Source organism: Petralouisia sp., from assembly GCF_056822245.1.
The window spans coordinates 1-17862 of the sequence record NZ_JBQIOP010000015.1 but is presented as its reverse complement, the minus strand read 5'-3'; the positions used below and the strand labels follow the sequence as shown (position 1 = coordinate 17862).

Annotated in this window: 16 protein-coding genes; 13 read left to right on the top strand and 3 right to left on the bottom strand. The window is 48.2% G+C overall.

The annotated features are described in order from the left end of the window. Positions 1-26 precede the first annotated feature (26 nt). The 5 genes from feoB (at position 27) to nadA (ending at position 5315) form a co-directional block, all read left to right on the top strand. On the top strand, positions 27-2213 hold the full coding sequence (gene feoB, locus ACTO17_RS07660) for a ferrous iron transport protein B (RefSeq protein WP_482557511.1): 2187 nt from the start codon (positions 27-29) through the stop codon (positions 2211-2213). A 53-nt stretch (positions 2214-2266) separates the two neighbouring features. Beyond that, positions 2267-2548 (top strand): DUF2325 domain-containing protein, encoded by a 282-nt coding sequence (locus ACTO17_RS07655; RefSeq protein ID WP_482557510.1) that lies wholly within the window; start codon positions 2267-2269, stop codon positions 2546-2548. A gap of 166 nt (positions 2549-2714) precedes the next feature. Further along, positions 2715-2873 (top strand): rubredoxin, encoded by a 159-nt coding sequence (gene rd, locus ACTO17_RS07650; protein ID WP_172537582.1) that lies wholly within the window; start codon positions 2715-2717, stop codon positions 2871-2873. 311 nt (positions 2874-3184) lie between these two features. Next, positions 3185-4315 (top strand): pyridoxal-phosphate-dependent aminotransferase family protein, encoded by a 1131-nt coding sequence (locus ACTO17_RS07645; RefSeq protein WP_172537578.1) that lies wholly within the window; start codon positions 3185-3187, stop codon positions 4313-4315. Positions 4316-4412: 97 nt separating this feature from the next. After that, the gene (nadA, locus tag ACTO17_RS07640; RefSeq protein WP_482557509.1) at positions 4413-5315 is read left to right on the top strand and encodes a quinolinate synthase NadA; all 903 of its coding nucleotides are present in this window, start codon (positions 4413-4415) and stop codon (positions 5313-5315) included. 39 nt (positions 5316-5354) lie between these two features. Here nadA and ACTO17_RS07635 read toward each other — a convergent pair whose 3' ends face one another. Both ACTO17_RS07635 and ACTO17_RS07630 read right to left on the bottom strand, forming a co-directional pair. Further along, positions 5355-6065 carry a queuosine precursor transporter gene (locus tag ACTO17_RS07635; RefSeq protein ID WP_172537580.1) on the bottom strand — a complete coding sequence of 237 codons (711 nt, stop codon included), beginning with the start codon at positions 6063-6065 and terminating at the stop codon, positions 5355-5357. Next, the gene (locus ACTO17_RS07630) at positions 6055-6789 is read right to left on the bottom strand and encodes a radical SAM protein (RefSeq protein WP_482557508.1); all 735 of its coding nucleotides are present in this window, start codon (positions 6787-6789) and stop codon (positions 6055-6057) included. Before ACTO17_RS07630 ends, ACTO17_RS07635 begins: the two co-directional genes overlap by 11 nt. A gap of 701 nt (positions 6790-7490) precedes the next feature. Between ACTO17_RS07630 and cbiD the strand changes: the two genes are divergently transcribed. From cbiD to asnB, 8 genes are all read left to right on the top strand, one after another. Then, complete coding sequence (gene cbiD / locus ACTO17_RS07625; protein WP_482557507.1) at positions 7491-8651, top strand: cobalt-precorrin-5B (C(1))-methyltransferase CbiD; 1161 nt, start codon at positions 7491-7493, stop codon at positions 8649-8651. 83 nt (positions 8652-8734) lie between these two features. Beyond that, positions 8735-9427 (top strand): precorrin-2 C(20)-methyltransferase, encoded by a 693-nt coding sequence (gene cobI / locus ACTO17_RS07620; protein WP_482557506.1) that lies wholly within the window; start codon positions 8735-8737, stop codon positions 9425-9427. Continuing rightward, positions 9424-10188 (top strand): precorrin-4 C(11)-methyltransferase, encoded by a 765-nt coding sequence (cobM, locus tag ACTO17_RS07615; protein ID WP_482557505.1) that lies wholly within the window; start codon positions 9424-9426, stop codon positions 10186-10188. Before cobI ends, cobM begins: the two co-directional genes overlap by 4 nt. 15 nt (positions 10189-10203) lie before the next feature. After that, positions 10204-11331 carry a cobalt-precorrin 5A hydrolase gene (locus tag ACTO17_RS07610; protein ID WP_482557504.1) on the top strand — a complete coding sequence of 376 codons (1128 nt, stop codon included), beginning with the start codon at positions 10204-10206 and terminating at the stop codon, positions 11329-11331. After that, complete coding sequence (cobJ, locus tag ACTO17_RS07605) at positions 11324-12061, top strand: precorrin-3B C(17)-methyltransferase (RefSeq protein ID WP_482557503.1); 738 nt, start codon at positions 11324-11326, stop codon at positions 12059-12061. Before ACTO17_RS07610 ends, cobJ begins: the two co-directional genes overlap by 8 nt. Positions 12062-12070: 9 nt before the next feature. After that, positions 12071-14170, top strand: a complete 2100-nt coding sequence (cobK, locus tag ACTO17_RS07600) for a precorrin-6A reductase (protein ID WP_482557502.1) — start codon at positions 12071-12073, stop codon at positions 14168-14170. Between the two features lie 20 nt (positions 14171-14190). Then, complete coding sequence (locus ACTO17_RS07595) at positions 14191-14826, top strand: hypothetical protein (protein ID WP_482557501.1); 636 nt, start codon at positions 14191-14193, stop codon at positions 14824-14826. 76 nt (positions 14827-14902) lie between these two features. After that, complete coding sequence (gene asnB, locus ACTO17_RS07590; protein WP_482557500.1) at positions 14903-16762, top strand: asparagine synthase (glutamine-hydrolyzing); 1860 nt, start codon at positions 14903-14905, stop codon at positions 16760-16762. A gap of 156 nt (positions 16763-16918) precedes the next feature. On the opposite strand, the gene ACTO17_RS07585 is transcribed toward asnB, so the two are convergent. Continuing rightward, positions 16919-17497 carry a tyrosine-type recombinase/integrase gene (locus tag ACTO17_RS07585; protein ID WP_172539332.1) on the bottom strand — a complete coding sequence of 193 codons (579 nt, stop codon included), beginning with the start codon at positions 17495-17497 and terminating at the stop codon, positions 16919-16921. Positions 17498-17862: the final 365 nt, after the last annotated feature.

The following is a 17862-nucleotide window of genomic DNA, read 5'->3' as shown; positions in this document are numbered from 1 at the left end:
GCCGAAAGGCGGATAGGAGTTGTGAAATGTCAGTAAAAATTGCGTTAGCAGGAAATCCAAACTGCGGAAAAACAACATTGTTCAATGGGCTGACGGGTTCCAATCAGTTTGTGGGAAACTGGCCTGGAGTTACAGTCGAAAAAAAGGAAGGAAGGTTAAAAGGGCGCAAAGATGTGATTATCACGGATTTGCCGGGAATTTACTCTCTGTCTCCTTATACACTGGAAGAGGTGGTTGCCAGAAATTACCTGCTGGAAGAACACCCGGATGTAATTTTGAATATCGTGGACGGAACCAATCTGGAGAGGAACCTGTACCTTTCCACCCAGTTGATGGAGCTGGGAATTCCGGTTGTTATGGCAGTTAATATGATGGACGCGGCGGCTAAAAACGGAATCAAAATACACACCCGGGAACTTAGCCAAAAGCTGGGCTGTCCGGTGACAGAGATTTCGGCCCTGAAAGGGGAAGGCGTGCAGGAAGCGGCCGAACAGGCAGTGGAACTTGCCAGGAAAAAAGAGCTCGTAAAAGCCATGCATCAGTTTTCAAAAAAGACAGAAGAAACATTAACCGCCATTGAAAAGAAACTTGAAAAAGAAGTTCCTGAGGAGCAGAGAAGATTTTTTGCCTTAAAGCTGTTAGAGGGGGACGAGAAAATCGCTGCGCAGATGAAACATGCGCCGGATGTAACAGCCGAAGCAGAAGCCCTTGAAAAAGAAATGGACGATGATGCGGAAAGTATTATTGCCAATGAAAGATATCTTTATATTTCTTCGGTGATCAAAGACTGCTGTGCCAGAGGGCGGACAGGGAATGCAACGGTTTCAGACAAAATTGACCGGATTGTAACCAACCGAATTCTGGCGTTACCGATTTTTGCGGCGGTGATGGCTTTTGTGTATTATGTCTCGGTGACAACAGTAGGAGACTGGGCCACTGGATGGGTCAATGACGGGATATTTGGCGAAGGATGGAATCTGTTTGGACTGGAACGCATTCATGTGCCTGCAATTCCGGAATTGTTTTCAAGGGGATTGGAAGCCGTTGGCTGTGCATCCTGGCTGCAGGGGCTGATTGTAGACGGCATTGTGGCCGGAGTCGGCGCAGTGCTGGGATTTGTGCCGCAGATGCTGGTGCTGTTTTTGTTTCTGGCGCTTCTGGAAGCTTGCGGCTACATGGCAAGAGTGGCGTTTATCATGGACCGTATGTTCCGCAAGTTCGGCCTTTCAGGAAAATCTTTTATCCCGATGCTGATTGGAACGGGCTGCGGCGTGCCGGGGATTATGGCAAGCCGCACCATTGAAAATGACAGAGACCGGAAAATGACGATTATGACTACCACCTTCATTCCCTGCGGGGCGAAGCTGCCCATTATCGCATTGATTGCAGGGGCATTTTTCAAAAATGCCTGGTGGGTATCCTTCAGCGCCTTTTTTGTGGGAATTGCAGCAGTGGTTTGTTCCGGAATTATTTTAAAGAAAACAAGGATGTTTGCGGGAGAACCGGCGCCTTTTGTGATGGAGCTGCCGGCATACCATATGCCCACTGCCCAAAATGTGCTGAGAAGTATGTGGGAACGGGGCTGGTCTTTCATTAAGAAGGCAGGAACGGTTATCCTGCTGTCTACGATTTTTGTGTGGTTCACCACATATTTCGGCTGGGTGGACGGACAATTCCGGATGCTGGATCAGATGGAGCTGGACAACAGTATTCTGGCGGCCATTGGAAATACGTTTGCGTGGCTGTTTATTCCTCTTGGCTGGGGCGACTGGAAATCAGCGGTTGCGGCAATTACAGGATTAGTTGCCAAAGAAAATGTGATAGGGACGTTCGGCGTTATTTTTGGATATGCTGAGGTGGCAGAGGACGGAGCGGAGATTTGGGGGCTGCTGGCTTCTTCCATGACGGCGGCTGCAGCGTACTCTTTTCTGGTATTTAATCTGCTGTGCGCGCCCTGTTTTGCCGCAATGGGAGCCATCAGGCGGGAAATGAACAATCACCGGTGGTTCTGGTTTGCCATTGGATACCAGTGTGTTCTGGCGTATGCTGCGGCGCTTTGCATTTACCAGATTGGAACATGGGTTACCCTGGGAACCTTCGGGATCGGAACAGCGGCGGCATTGCTTCTGCTTACCGGATTTATTTATCTGCTGTTTTGCCCTTCCCGGGAGGCCGGCGGCCTGAAAGCAAAAAGGCTGGCAGGGGCAAGATAAAATAGGAATTGTTTGTGGGGCCAGCCTTTAGAATCAGAATAGGAGGAGATAAAATGAGCATTGTAATTATCGGCGGCCACGATCGTATGGCTTGCCAGTATAAAAAGATATGTAAGGAGTATCAGTGCAAAGCTAAAGTGTTTACGCAGATGTCCTGTAATCTGAAAGAAAAAATCGGAAGCCCGGATCTGGTAGTGCTTTTTACCAATACGGTGTCTCATAAAATGGTCCGCTGCGCCGTGGCCGAGGCCCAGAGAGTCCAGGCGGACATTGTCCGGTGCCATACCAGCAGCGGCAGTGCACTGACGGAGATTCTTGCTGAAAAATGCGGATGACTTTCCATATATTATCCCGGCAGTTAGATATCGCAGAATTTTACACAGGAGAAATCCCATGTTTTACCGTAGTTTTTTAGAAAAACCTTCCAATTGACAGTGTATATTTTTCATATTATATGGTAATATATAGAGGTGAATATCATTTTGAGAAGGAGGTGGAATGATGGATAAGTATGTTTGCGAACCCTGCGGATATGTATATGATCCGGAAGCCGGCGATCCGGATAACGGAATTGCTCCCGGAACAGCATTTGAAGATTTGCCGGAGGACTGGGTATGTCCCCTGTGCGGATTAGGAAAAGATGTGTTTGTAAAAGAATAGTAATAGCTTGCAGCCTGCGGTTTCGCAGGCTGTTTTGCTGTCTGTTTTAAGAGAAAAAATCTCCCTGTGCGGTTTGTTCACTTCACCAGGAAAAGCAAAGATTACTGTGAAATCGGGCAAAAAGAAAGTAACCATCACCGTGACTGTAAAGAAATAAAAAATAAAAATGTCAGAATTACTGCACAGTCTGGAAACAGAAAGCAGTAATTCTGACATTTTCTGGTATTAAGAAAAATGAAAAAACTGGGTATATGAAAATGCCAGGCAGAGAGTTATACTCGAAAACATAAACAATAGAAAGAAGGTAGCTTATGTATAAGATAATGACGCCCGGGCCAACCCAGGTCAGAGAAAATATCCGTCTGGCAAGAGCCAGAGAATGCACAAATCCGGATTTGGATGAAAATTTTGCAGAGTTTTACAAAGAAACCTGCCAACAGATCAGCCGGCTGCTCCATACAGAAAATGAAACGCTGATTCTGGGCGGAGAAGGGATACTGGGGCTGGAAGCCGCCTGCGCTTCCCTGACAGAGCCGGGCGACCGGGTGTTGGTACTGGATAACGGAATCTTTGGGAAGGGATTTGCAGATTTTGTATCCATGTACGGCGGAAAACCAGAATTGTACACAGTGGATGATAAAAATCCCATTGACCCTCATGCACTGGAAGAATTTTTAAAGGACAGTCACGATTATAAATATGCCACGCTGGTGCATTGCGATACGCCCAGCGGTATGCTGAATGACGTCCACAGGCTATGTCCTGTGTTGAAACGTTATGGGATTCTTACGGTGGTGGACGCAGTTTCTTCCATGTTTGGAGAAGAACTGGATGTGGACCGGGCCGGTATTGATGTGGTCTGCGGCGGTTCCCAGAAAGCCGTTTCCGCGCCTCCGGGACTGACTTTTGTAACTGTCAGTGAAAAAGCGAAGAAGGCTATGGCAGAGAGAACGACAAAGATTGCGTCTTTTTATGCCAATCTGAAAGTTTTTGAAGGGTATTATGAAGCGAAATGGTTTCCCTATACCATGCCAATCAGCGATATTTACGGGCTGCGGCAGGCAATTGACAATATTGAACATGATAAAAATATGCTGGATCGCCATGCAAAGATTGGAAACGCCTGCAGACAGGCATTAAAAGAAGCAGGATTAAAACTTCATCTGGAACAGGGATTTTCCAATACGGTAACAGTATTTGATGTGCCGGAGGGAACAACCGCATCAAGGATTCTGGAAATCATGAAAAAAGAATACAATATTATGCTGGCAGGTTCCTTTGACAGCCTTGCAGGGCAGGTGATCCGCATTGGACATATGGGAAGCAACGCCAATACTGCAGATATGGCAGAAACCATGGAAGCCCTGGAACATACGCTGAATCAATTGGGTATACCTCTGAAATGCTCCCTGAAAGACAGGTTTTGTGAATTGGCGGATTGACAGAACGGCGATATTGTGAGATAGTAAGCAGAAAAGAATACCTGAGACAATCTTCTGTCCGGGACAGGAGAACACAGGAAAGAAAGCAGGAGCAGATATGTCAACTTTAGATAAAATCAATCAACTGAAACAGGAACGAGAAGCAGTAATTTTGGCTCACTATTATGTCAATGATGAAGTACAGGCAATTGCAGACTATGTGGGAGACTCCTTTTATCTCAGTAAAATTGCAACTTCCGTGGAGGCAAAGACCATTGTATTTTGCGGCGTGTCGTTTATGGGAGAAAGCGCCAAGATCCTCAATCCGGAAAAAACGGTGATTATGCCGGATAAGACAGCGGATTGTCCCATGGCCCATATGGCGGATATAGAGAAAATCAACCAGGTGCGGAAGGAATATAAAGACGTGGCTGTGGTTTGCTATATCAATTCCACCGCAGAGCTGAAAACCTATTCCGATGTGTGCGTCACCTCATCCAATGCCCTTAAGATTGTAAAAGCACTGCCGAATCAGCATATTTTCTTTATCCCGGATGAACATCTGGGACGGTATGTGGCTGCCCAGGCGCCGGAGAAGCATTTTATTTTTAACGACGGATTCTGTCATGTACATAAAAGCATTACGCAAAGGAGCGTCGCAAAGACCAAAGAAGCCCATCCAGGGGCAGAGATTCTGGTGCATCCGGAATGCACCGGGGAGATCACTGCCATGGCAGATTATGTGGGAAGCACCTCCGGAATTATTGAATATGCCGCAAAGAGCAGCGCAGAAGAATTTATCATCTGCACAGAACTGGGCGTGCTTTACGAGCTGAAAGCGAAGAATCCCGGCAAACGATTTTATTCCGCAGGGGAGTCCCAGTGCTGCCCCGATATGAAGCTTATTACACTGGAAAAAATAGCATACGCCCTGGAACACATGACAAATACCGTAGAAATGGAAGAGGAAATGCGGCTTCGCGCCAACAGGCCCCTGGAGCGTATGCTGGAATTGGGATAAAGGGGAAGTCTAAAGCAGACCAATACCCGATGGATGGAATTAGGGTTTCTGTAAGTTTTCCATTCTGCCGTGCAGATAGCGCGCAAGATACACAAAAGGCGTGTCCGCCAGACTGGTGATCAGAAAAATCACATAACTGGAAACGGCAATGGATATCAGCGTGGGAGTATCGTGAGTGCCCAGGAATGCGCCCCAGGTAAATAAAACCGTGTTCAAAAGCTGGGAGATCATGGTGGAGCCGTTGTTTCTCAGCCACAGGAATTTTTTCCGGTCGCCGAATTTTTTCTCGGTAAACGCCCACCATTTATGGTAAGCCCATACATCAAAAAGCTGAACAATCACATAGACGATAATGCCCACCGCCATAAGCCTTGGGGTATTGGAAAATACTGTGCGGATGGCCGGGGAGGCAAAATCGTTTTCATTGGGCACATACAGCATCCAGGACTGGCTGATGGCTATGAAAATAACCGATGTCGCAATGCCGAGAGTAACGGCCCTTTGGGCAGATTTTTTTCCGTAAAGTTCACTCAATATATCGGTAACCAGGAACGTGGAGGCAAACAGGATATTGCCCAGGGTCATTTCCATTCCGAAGGCGTCCACCACAATCAGAACTTCAATATTGGCAGTAATTGTGGCAGCCACAGTCCACAGGTAAAGTCCATGCTCCTGAAAGAGACGAAACAGGAGAAGAACCGTGGAAAAGATAAGAAACAGGGATAGTATCAAAAGTATTTCATTTTGCATGGGTAACTACACCTCCTACTCCGAAAGCAGTATTTTCCATTAAAATATCCACCCGGCAGTTATGGATATATTTCGGATAAAGTTCCTTCGAAAAAATCTGGATTACCTTTGGATCTGGTTTGACGGGCCTGTCGTTTTCCTGCATAATGTTGACGCAGACCCGCTCAAAATGCTTCAGCCCTGTTTGGATGTCAGAATCCATGCTTTCGGCGGTTTGTCCCGGAATACCCTGTAAAAGACATACCTCGTCAAAATATTCTGCAATTTCTTCCGGAGAATCCGCTGTAATTCCCTTATCCAGATAGCTTTCCCGAAACAGGGAATCAAAGGTTTCCACACCCGTTTTTATCTTTAATTCTATGCCATGCTCGGCAAAGCGTTTCCGAAAATCAGCGATTTCGTCTCTGTGGCGCCAGTGGCATTCAAAATGCGCCTGCCGGATGTTTTTCCTAAGGCAGGTCTGCTGGATCAGGGCTACAGTCTGTTCATCCAGATCCACAAAACTGCCGGAGTTGATGACTTCCAGTCTGCCGTGAATGCCGGTAACCTTTTCCAGCTGTCTCTGGTTTAAAGCAAAGTTTGCCGTCTGATCTCCGGCAGAATCCAAATGATAATCACAGAACCGGCACCGCCTCCAGGTGCAGCCCAGCCCCCGCAGCATCACAATTTCCCGGGGATTTTTTTCTTCAATCACCGCATAGCGGTTAGGGTTAAAATCTTTCATAGTTAAGTCCTTTCGTTGAATTTTTTGCCCGAAGGATTTTTATCTTATCAGTAAGTCCCTCATTCTGATGCTTCACAGTAACGGATTCTTTCCTGTAAGATAAAAAATGGGCACGCAGAACGTGCCCAAAGAAAAGAACGGCATTCCTTGCATTATATAAAGAATGATTCCGTTCCTTTAATTCCCTAGTTTTATTTAGAGACAGGATGGTCACGAACTGTCTTATGTAGTTGTCTGTATCGAAATGTATCCCATGCTTACGCAGATTAATCTGCCGCAGCACATAAGATGCCATTACTGATACGCTATTCTAGCATATCACACGTATAATTGCAAGAATAACTTGTGTAAATCCAATAAAGTGGTATAATCTTTATCATGAGGAGGGACCCAGCTTGGCTGGGAGGAGTCCTGATGATTTCCCGGAGGGACCCAGCTTGGCTGGGAGGAGTCCTGATGATTTCCCGGAGGGACCCAGCCTTGCAGGGAGGAGTCCTGATGATTTCCCGGAGGGACCCAGCCCTGCAGGGAGGAGTCCTGATGATTTCCCGGAGGGACCCAACCCTACAGGGAGGAGTCCTGATGATTTCCCGGAGGGACCCAGCCCTGCAGGGAGGAGTCCTGATGATTTCCCAGAGGGACCCAGCCCTGCAGGGAGGAGTCCTGATGATCCCCGATAGTCTTTTGGAGGAACAATATCATTGACAGATATAAAAAATTACAGCAAAACCGTAGACAACAAGAAACTGCGCTTCGGCTACACCACTGGAAGCTGTGCGGCCGCCGCAGCAAAGGCCGCCGCCAGTATGCTTCTGACAGGCGAAAAGACAAATTATGTGAGTCTTGTCACGCCCAAAGGCATTCATCTGCATTTGGAAATACGGGATATCCAACAGGAGGCAGACGTTGTATCCTGCGCCATTGAAAAAGATGCCGGAGACGATCCGGACATAACCAATGGAGCCTGGATTTATGCCAGGGTATCCAGACAGAAAGAAAAAGGCGTCCATATCACCGGCGGCCCAGGCATCGGGATTGTCACAAAACCCGGTTTGGAACAGCCGCCGGGAACTTATGCCATCAATTCCGTTCCCCGGCAGATGATAGCAAAGGAGCTGCAAAAGCTTTGTGAACAGCATAAGTATGAAGCGGGGCTGAAGGTGGAATTGTCTGTGCCGGAGGGAAAAGAATTAGCCCGGCAAACCTTCAATCCCAGACTTGGTATTGAGGGAGGAATTTCCATACTGGGCACTACGGGAATTGTGGAGCCCATGAGCGAGGCGGCCCTTGTGTCCAGCATCCGTTTGGAATTAAATCAGCAGGTGCAAAGCGGCAGAAAGAACCTGGTGGTGACGCCGGGCAATTACGGACAGGAATTTTTAAAGCAGAATGTGCCGATTTCCCTGGAAGAAGCGGTTAAATGCAGCAATTTTATAGGGGAAACCATCGACATGGCAGTGGAACTGGGAGTGGAACATATGCTTTTTGTCTCCCATATTGGTAAATTTATCAAAGTGGCAGGCGGAATTTTCCAGACCCATTCCCGGAATGCAGATGCCAGAATGGAGATTTTAACGGCAAATGCGGCGGCGGCGGGAGCAGAACAGCCGTTGTTAAAGGAGCTGATGCAGGCACTTACCACAGAGGATGGGGTGGAGTTATTGGAACAGTCAGGATGCCTGGAACAGACCATGGAACAGGTGATGAAGCGGATAGAATACCATCTGAACCGGAGAAGCTATGGAAAAACCCATTGCGGAGCCATTGTATTTTCCAGTGAATACGGGAAAAGGAACCACGGCAGCGGAGAATTGGGACGGACAGGAAATGCAGAGGAGATTTTAAGACAAATTCTTATGTAACCGGCTGTTTATGCAGTCAGGAGAAATAAGGTTTTGAATCAAAGATACATTCAGACAGAAAGAAAAGGAGAAACAGGAGATTTATGGCAGGAAAATTATATGGGATCGGGGTTGGCCCGGGCGATCCGGAGCTTTTGACGGTAAAAGCTCTGAAATGCATCAGGGCTTGTGACGCGCTTGCAGTGCCGGGAACGCAGAAAGAGGAAACAGCCGCTTATAAAATTGTAATTCAGGCGGCGCCGGAGATTGCAGACAAAGAATGTCTGGAGCTGGAAATGCCCATGACAAAAGACAAAGAAAAACTGTCTCTCAGTCACAGAGAGGCCTTTGGCCGGATTCAGGAGGCTTTGGAGCAGGGAAAACAGGTCGGTTTTCTGACACTGGGAGATCCCTGTATCTATTCCACATATATTTATATGCATAAACTGGCAAAAGAGGCAGGCTATGAGACGGAAATTATCAATGGAATTCCCTCATTCTGCGCAGTTTCCGCAAAGCTGAATCAGGGGCTTGTGGAGCAGTCGCAGATGCTTCACATCCTGCCCTCCACTTACGGGGTGGAAGCGGGAATGGAGCTGCCGGGCACAAGGGTTTTGATGAAGCCGGGCAGGAAGCTGAAATCCATCAAAGAAAAATTATCCGAATATCCTGACAGCCAGGTGGCGATGATAGAACGGTGCGGAATGGAAGAAGAGCGTATTTACCGGACTGCCGGGGAACTCCCGGAGCAGACAGGATATTACTCTCTGTTAATTGTAAAGGAGCAGGAACAATGATTTATTTTGTAGGAGCAGGAAGCGGGGCAGTGGATTTGATTACCGTCCGGGGGCAGCGCTTGCTGCAGCAGGCAGACGTGATTATTTACGCAGGTTCACTGGTGAATCCCATGCTGTTGGAAGAAAAAAAGCCGGACTGCGAGGTATTTAACAGCGCAAAAATGACGTTGGAAGAAGTAATTCAGGTGATGAAGGAGGCAGAACAGCAGGGAAAAATGACTGTGCGGCTGCATACCGGAGATCCCAGCATCTATGGAGCGGTACGGGAGCAGATGGACTGTCTGGATCAGGCGGGCATTCCCTATGAAAGCTGTCCGGGGGTCAGCTCTTTTTGCGGAGCCGCCGCAGCTTTAAATCTGGAATATACGCTGCCGGATGTTTCCCAGAGCGTGATTATCACCAGAATGGCAGGAAGAACGCCCGTGCCGGAAAAAGAAGAAATTGCAGAATTTGCGGCCCATCAGGCCACAATGGTAATTTTTTTAAGCGCGGGAATGTTGGAAGAACTGGCAGAACGGCTGACAGCCGGCGGATATCAGGCGGACACGCCGGCGGCCCTTGTCTATAAAGCAACCTGGCCGGATGAGAAAACCTGCGTCTGTACGGTAGGCACTCTGGCAGAAACGGGCAGAACCCAGGGAATTTCCAAAACCGCTCTGGTGATTGTGGGGGATGCAGTGACCCACAGCCATTATCGGAGAAGTGATCTGTATCATCCTGATTTTGAGACAGAATTCCGGAAGCCCTCGGGCAGCCTTTGAAAAGAGGAACAAAAGATGCAGACAAAGGAAGTGTTCGGGCAAACCCAGGCCGCCATTGTCTGGTTTACGGCCCAGGGGGAAAAACTTGCGTATCAGGTTAAATCTGCGTTATCCGAAAGAATGCAGCAGCAGGTACAGATTCAAATGGGGCGCAGGCCCGGTCAGTCCTTAAAGGAATGGTGCCGGGAGGGATTCGAACAGAAACAGCTTTTGATTTTCGTGGGAGCGGTGGGCATTGCAGTCCGTTCCATCGCCCCGTTTCTGAAGGATAAATTTACCGATCCGGCAGTTCTGGCGCTGGATGAACAGGGCAGATATGTGATTCCGGTTTTGTCCGGGCATGTGGGCGGCGGAAACCGGTGGGCCGCAGTTTTAGCGGAAGAACTTTCTGCAATTTCAGTTATTACCACAGCCACGGATTTGAACGGAAAGTTTGCAGTGGATGTGTTTGCCTCTGAACGGAATCTGACGCTTACCGATCGCAGGATGGCGAAGCAGATTTCCGCAGAAATTCTGGCCGGAGAGACGATTGAGTTTTTCTGTGAAAAAAAGGCGGGCGGCAGTCTGCCGGCAGAACTCATTCAAAGCGAATCGGAAGAAAAAGAAGCAGAAAATGTGCCGGGTGAACCAGCTGGGCCGGAAAAAAGCCGGATTTATGTGGGAATACACCGCTATCCGGACAGAACGAATACCCTGTATCTGCATCCGAAAGCCCTGGTTGTGGGCATAGGCTGCAGAAAAGGAAAAACCATGGAAGAAATCGAAGGGTTTGTACATAAAACGCTGCAGAACCATCGGCTTGCAATGGAAAGCGTCTGCTGTCTGGCCTCTTTGGATCTCAAAAAAGAAGAACCAGGCATTCTGGAATTTGCCGGAAAATATCAGATTCCTTTCGTTACTTTTTCCAGGGAGGAGCTGGCTGAGGCGCCGGGAGACTATACAGAGTCAGGCTTTGTAAAAGAGATGACAGGCATTGGAAATGTATGCGAACGGGCGGCAGTTTTAGCGGCAGAGAACTTATCGGACGTTTCTTCCCGGCCGGAATCAGAAGAAAAGGCAGGACGGCTGATCTTGAAAAAAACAGCAGAGTGCGGAATGACAATCGCATTGGCAGAGAAAGAATGGAGTGTTGAATTTGAATAAATTATATGTAGTGGGCATTGGGCCGGGAAGTTATGAAGAAATGACGCTGCGGGCAATCCGTACCCTAAAACAGTGTCAGGTAATTGTGGGATATACGGTGTATGTGGATTTGGTGAAGGAGCATTTTCCCGATAAGGAATTTCTCACCACTCCCATGCGCAAAGAGGTGGAGCGCTGCCGCCTGGCTTTTGAACAGGCAGCCGGAGGCAAAGATACCGGAATGATTTGCAGCGGAGACGCCGGGGTCTACGGCATGAGCGGCGTGATACTGGAAATTGGCGCAGAATATCCGCAGGTTTCAGTGGAGATAGTTCCGGGGGTTACGGCGGCGTTAAGCGGCGGGGCGTTGCTGGGCGCGCCGCTGATGCATGATTTTGCAGTAATCAGTCTCAGCGATTTGATGACGCCCTGGGAGCTGATTGCCAAACGGCTGGAAGCGGCGGCCAGCGCAGATTTTTCCATTTGCATTTACAATCCATCCAGTAAAAAGCGGGCGGATTACCTGCAGAAAGCGTGTGAAATTCTCCGAAAATTCAGAAGCGGGGATACCATCTGCGGGGTAGTGTCCAATATCGGGCGTGAAGGAGAATGTAAAACGCTGTATACCTTAGAGGAACTGCAGAAGGTGCAGACAGATATGTTTTCCACGGTATTTATAGGGAATTCCGCAACGAAAACAGTAGATGGAACTATGGTGACGCCCAGAGGATATGTGATTGATAAAAAATAAGGAAAAGCGATGAAGGAAAAAGAAATACTGATATTTTCAGGAACAAGCGAAGGAAGGAAGTTGGCGGAACTTCTGCTTAAAAACGGAATTGCCGTTACCGTCTGCGTAGCCACAGAGTACGGACAGGAGATTATGGAGCGGCAGGAGCACCCGCTTCTGACCCTTCGCACCGGTCGGATGGATGTTCAGGAAATGGAACGCCTGGCAGGAGAAAAAAACTGGCGGGCCATCGTGGACGCCACGCATCCTTTCGCAGAAGAAGTCACGAAAAATATTAAAGCGGCATGTGGGGGCCGGGGAAAAGAAGTTTTGCGGCTGCTGCGGGATCAGGCGGATGAGGCGGCCTGGAATCAGAATGTACAGTTTGTGGATTCTGTGGAAGAAGCCGCCGATTATCTGAACCAGCTCAGCGGAAATATTTTTCTGACCACCGGAAGCAAATCTCTGCCGGAATATGTGGAAAAAATTCAGGATATCAGCCGGATTTATGTGCGGATTCTGCCCCTGGGGCAGGAAGTGGAGAACTGCCGCAGCCTTGGTCTGCAGGGACGGCAGATTATTTGCATGCAGGGCCCGTTTGGCGAAAAAATCAATGCAGCCATGATGGAGGAAATCAACGCGTCTGTCCTGGTGACCAAAGAAACGGCGGCGGCAGGCGGATATCCGGAAAAACTGGCGGCAGCCAGCCAGCTGGGGGTTAAAACAGTAGTGCTCCGCCGGCCAAAAGAGCAGGGATATTCTCTGGAAGAAATTTTACAGAGAATCGGTGTGGAGCCGGAAAGAAAAAAAGCCGATATAAATGAATATCAGATTACCATTGCCGGAATCGGAATGGGAAGCATGGCCAATATGACCGGTGAAGTGAAGCAAACATGCCGGGAAGCCGATTTGATTCTGGGGGCGGAGCGGATGCTTCATACGGTCCGAAATCTTGGAAAACCCATGGAAAATCTCTACATTGGAACGGATATTGCCAGATACATCCTGGAACATCCTCAGTATCATAAAATTGCAGTATTGCTGTCAGGAGACGTGGGCTTCTACAGCGGAGCCAAAAAGCTGCTGCAGGCTTTTGCGGAAGCCGGAATCGGAGAAGAACGCCGGGAAAGCAGCTTTGTTCTGACCGCAGGTTCCAGGCAGGGAGAAGGAGAGGCACAGAACACAGAGGGCGGCAGAAAACGCCGGTATCAAATCCGCCAGCTGTGCGGAATCTCCTCGGTACAGTATTTTGCCGCCAGGCTGCAGATTCCCTGGGAAGATATTGCGCTGATGAGCGTACACGGCAGGCGGCAGAATATCATCGGAACGATTCGCACCCATGAGAAAGTATTTACCCTGACCGACGGCGACAAAGGAGTGCGCAGGCTCAGCAGCGAACTGATCCGCTACGGTCTTGGGGATGTGGAAATGTATGTGGGCTGTCAGCTCAGCTATCCGGATGAAGAAATTGCAAAAGGAACGCCGGAACAATTTCTGAACTATGAAAAAGAAGGCGTAATGGCCGTATTGCTGATTTACAAAAAGGCGAAAGAGACGCCTGTATCCCACGGAATTTCCGATGAACTGTTTGTCCGGGGCAAAGTGCCCATGACCAAAGAGGAGGTACGGAGTATTTCCGTTTCCAAACTGGCTTTGCGCCGTGATTCCGTGATATATGATATCGGCGCGGGAACCGGCAGTATTGCGGCAGAATGCGCTGCAGTTGCAGTGGAAGGAAAGGTGTATGCCGTTGAGAAAAATCCGGAAGCGCTGGCATTGATTGAGAAAAATAAGCATTATCACCAGGCATGGAATATTGACGTTATTGCAGGCGAAGCGCCGGAGATTCTAGAAGGGCTGGAAGCCCCCAGTCACGCGTTCATCGGAGGAAGCAGCGGGAACTTAGAGCGGATTCTGAAGCTTCTGTGGCAGAAATCCCCCGGCGTGCGGATTGTTCTGAATGTGATTTCCTTAGAAACGCTGCATGAAATCGTGGAGCTGCTGAAAAAATATGAGATAACGCACCAGGAAATTGTACAGGTAACGGTGGCCAGGGCCAGACAGCTTAAAAGCCATCATCTTATGATGGGGCAGAATCCGGTATATATTATTACGCTGCAGAATCAGTAGGCAGATCATGGAGGTTTTCAATGATAGATAAAATTAACAGCCAGAAGTATTATGATTATGCCAAAGTAAACCAACAGAAACGAGAAAGCACCGAAGCTTCCGGATTTAATCTGAATCTGGGAAAAGAGGGCGTCATTTATGAGCAAAATGAGCAGAAAAAGACAGAGAAACCAAAGGAAACCGCACTAGAACAGGAATCGGCAGGCGTTAACGCCGGCAAAGCCTCCGGGGTAAAACTGGAAATTTCCGACCGGGGCTACCAGAAATCCGTTCGTGAAAAACAGCGGGGCTCTCTGGTGGAGGAAGTAAAGAAATACGCTCAGATTGCAGTGGAATTTCTGAAAACTGTCTGGGACAGGGTTTGGAACGACAAGCCGGAGGTACTGGAGCCGGAACAGGTGGAGCAGGAAGAGTTTCCTGAGATTTTAGAGGATAAAATAGCAGAATCCATCTATACCCAGGCGGAAATCCGCCGGATATTCCAGCGGGGCAATCAGCAGGAAATCGCAGATTTTATTTCCAATCACGGAGAAAAGCAGCTGGCGAAAAATACAGAGCTGCTGACCCAGTATGATAAAACAGGCAGCCTTGTGGGAATCAGCAATTCGGATAAAGACCTGATTCTGCACGGAGACAGGAATCAGATGAAGCTTTAGCCTGAATTCTCACAGACATATTTTCAAAGTTTCTGCGATATAATGAACTATATGCAGAAATCAGGAGTGAAATTGTATGTGTGGAATTGCTGGGTTTTATCATAGAGAAAAAGATTATGAAGAGAATGAAATGCACTACCGTTCCCTGCTGAATGCCATGCACCGGGAGCTGTGGCGCAGAGGACCGGATGATGCAGGTACTTGCCTGACGAAGCATTGCGGGTTGTCTCACAGCCGTCTTTCCATTATTGACATTGCCGGCGGACATCAGCCCATGGTGCGGACAGCAGGAGGAAGGACCTGCATGATTGTTTATAACGGAGAACTGTATAATGGAAGCGAATTGAGGAGTCTGTTAAAAGAACGGGGATGGACATTTGCCACTTCCTGCGACACGGAAGTGATTTTGTTGGGATTTATGGAATTCGGGCCTGAATTTGTCAAGCGCCTCAACGGCATTTTTGCATTTGCAGTGTTTGATTCCAGGGAAGAAACCCTTCATCTGTTCCGGGACCCCATGGGAGTAAAGCCGTTGTTTTATACGGAGCGGGAGGGGGAACTGATTTTTGCTTCTGAGCTTAAGGCGATTTTGGCGCATCCTGCCGTGGAGGCAGAAATTGACCGGCAGGGGCTGAACGAAATTTTTGGAATCGGTCCGGCCAGAACTCCGGGCCAGGGGGTGTTAAAGGGCATTCGGGAAGTGCTTCCCGGAGAATATCTGGTTTGCGGCAGAGGAAAGGAGCTGCAGCGGCGCTGTTACTGGAAATTAAGCAGCTATCCTCATCCGGACAGCTATGAGAAAACAGTGGAAACAGTGTCCTTTCTGGTGCAGGATGCCATCAAACGCCAGATGGTGTCAGACGTGCCTGTATGCACATTTTTGTCCGGCGGAGTGGACAGCAGCCTGGTATCGGCAGTCTGCGCCGCAGAATTGAAAAAGCAGGGCAGGACATTGGCAACCTTTTCCTTTGATTTTGTGGATAATCAGAAGAATTTTAAGGCAAATGCATTTCAGCCTTCCCAGGACAGACCCTATGTAGAGCAAATGGTGGAATATATCGGCTCAGAGCATACCTTTCTGGAATGCGACAACCGCAGCCAGATTGATATGCTCTGGGATTCAGTGAAAGCCCATGATTTGCCGGCCATGGCAGACGTGGACTCTTCCATGCTGTATTTCTGTTCCCAGGTCAGCAAAAAATATAAAGTGACGCTGACAGGAGAATGCGCCGATGAAATTTTCGGCGGGTATCCCTGGTTTCACAAGGAAGCGTGCATGAAAACGGAAATGTTTCCCTGGACCATGGATTTATCTCCCAGAAAAGAGCTTTTGTCAGATGAATTGACAGAAGCCCTCGGGATGGATGAATATGTAAAGGAAAGATATTGCCGCTCCGTTGCAGAGACGCCCCGGTGTGCGCAGGACAGCCCAGAGGAAGCAAGAAGGCGGGAGATTGCCTACCTGAATCTGAAGTGGTTTATGCAGACCTTATTAAACCGTATGGACAGAGCCAGTATGTACAGCGGCCTGGAAGCCCGGGTGCCCTTTGCAGATACCCGGATTGTCCAGTATGTATGGAACGTGCCCTGGGAAATGAAGGCAAGAGACGGCGTGGTGAAACATCTGCTGCGGGAATCCGGAAGGAATCTGCTGCCGGAGGAAATACTGTTTCGGAGGAAATCTCCGTATCCCAAAACCTATGATCCCCGTTATGAGGAGCTTCTGAAGGGGATGGTAAGAGAACGGATTCTGGAGGGAGACTCTCCCGTCCTGCAGTTTATTGACTGCAGAAAGACGGAGCAGTTTTTGAGCCGCTCTTCCGATTACGGAAAACCCTGGTACGGACAGCTGATGGCGGGCCCGCAGATGCTGGCTTATCTGCTGCAGGTCGATGAGTGGATGAAGCAGTATCGGGTCCGGCCGGTGGGATTGTAGGAAGATAATGTAAAACATTTGTTCTTGTTTCGTACCGGAACACATTCTGATTTATTTTAGCAGACTTTACAGGGCGAAATACAGCCATTGCAGATGCTGCCGCATTGGAAATTTCGCTCTGGTATGGCTGTTTAATCAGCGAAAACAAATAAAACGCTACAGATTCACATCTAAAAAGATCTGATCCTTATCATCCTGTTCAATCCCAAGATACCGTTTTGTAGTCTGAAATGAGGAATGGTTGTAGATATTCATCAGAACAGCAGGCTGCGCGCCCGATTTCCATGCGTGATACCCGAAAGTTTTTCGCAGGGAATGACAGCTGATGTCTGATTCAAAATTTAATTCCTGCCCGGCGGTTTTAATAACCCGGAATGCCTGAGAACGGCTGAGGTGGTTGGCGTGGTTTCGGCCGGGAAACAGAAAATCCGCAGGATTTATCTGCTGAAGGCTGTTTTTGTATATCTGCAGCGCTTTCAGCGCATTCTGATTCAGTGCAATTTGCGTCTTTTTTCCCGTTTTGCGTTCCTGAATCATAATGTGCCTTAAAAAATGTTTTTTCCTGAAGTCATAAACATTCTGCCAGTTTAATTCCAGCAAATCGCTGATTCTGAGGGCAGAATTAATTCCAAGGCAAATCAATGTGTAATTTCTCAGATTTGGTTTTTCCAGAAAATAGTAGTTTTTTAACTTTTCAATTTCAGTTATGTCCCGAATAGGCTGTGTGACGCTCATTTGGTAACCTCCTGTTTCTTTTGTACTCCTGCATCCTGTCAGGGAAATATTGTAGGATCTCCTGGGAGATTCTTTTGTCATTCAGCTTATTACAATTTTGTGTATTTGGCAATCAGTGAGGGGAATTTATCAGGGGGTTCGTGAAAAATTAGCGGATTTGTGGGCCGGATTGAGTCAGAGCATCAGAAGAAATGGATGCAGCTTTGAAGGCATTCTGGGCAACCGTATAATTTAATAGATAACTATAAAAAATGCAACAATTTATATCAAATTGTTGCATTTTTTATGTGCGCCCAGTATGGGCGCAATCTAATCGGTGAAAGTCCGTAACACGCCCTGATAGTGGGAAGTGTATAGCCAAGAGC

What these genes read in the sequence shown, in the direction of transcription:
- cobM (WP_482557505.1), top strand. Translation starts at nt 9,424, where the DNA reads ATGATTTATTTTGTAGGAGCAGGAAGCGGGGCAGTGGATTTGATTACC.
- asnB (WP_482557500.1), top strand. Translation starts at nt 14,903, where the DNA reads ATGTGTGGAATTGCTGGGTTTTATCATAGAGAAAAAGATTATGAAGAG.
- rd (WP_172537582.1), top strand. Translation starts at nt 2,715, where the DNA reads ATGGATAAGTATGTTTGCGAACCCTGCGGATATGTATATGATCCGGAA.
- ACTO17_RS07635 (WP_172537580.1), bottom strand. Translation starts at nt 6,065, where the DNA reads ATGCAAAATGAAATACTTTTGATACTATCCCTGTTTCTTATCTTTTCC.
- cobI (WP_482557506.1), top strand. Translation starts at nt 8,735, where the DNA reads ATGGCAGGAAAATTATATGGGATCGGGGTTGGCCCGGGCGATCCGGAG.
- ACTO17_RS07655 (WP_482557510.1), top strand. Translation starts at nt 2,267, where the DNA reads ATGAGCATTGTAATTATCGGCGGCCACGATCGTATGGCTTGCCAGTAT.
- ACTO17_RS07585 (WP_172539332.1), bottom strand. Translation starts at nt 17,497, where the DNA reads ATGAGCGTCACACAGCCTATTCGGGACATAACTGAAATTGAAAAGTTA.
- nadA (WP_482557509.1), top strand. Translation starts at nt 4,413, where the DNA reads ATGTCAACTTTAGATAAAATCAATCAACTGAAACAGGAACGAGAAGCA.
- feoB (WP_482557511.1), top strand. Translation starts at nt 27, where the DNA reads ATGTCAGTAAAAATTGCGTTAGCAGGAAATCCAAACTGCGGAAAAACA.
- ACTO17_RS07645 (WP_172537578.1), top strand. Translation starts at nt 3,185, where the DNA reads ATGTATAAGATAATGACGCCCGGGCCAACCCAGGTCAGAGAAAATATC.
- ACTO17_RS07610 (WP_482557504.1), top strand. Translation starts at nt 10,204, where the DNA reads ATGCAGACAAAGGAAGTGTTCGGGCAAACCCAGGCCGCCATTGTCTGG.
- ACTO17_RS07595 (WP_482557501.1), top strand. Translation starts at nt 14,191, where the DNA reads ATGATAGATAAAATTAACAGCCAGAAGTATTATGATTATGCCAAAGTA.
- cobK (WP_482557502.1), top strand. Translation starts at nt 12,071, where the DNA reads ATGAAGGAAAAAGAAATACTGATATTTTCAGGAACAAGCGAAGGAAGG.
- ACTO17_RS07630 (WP_482557508.1), bottom strand. Translation starts at nt 6,789, where the DNA reads ATGAAAGATTTTAACCCTAACCGCTATGCGGTGATTGAAGAAAAAAAT.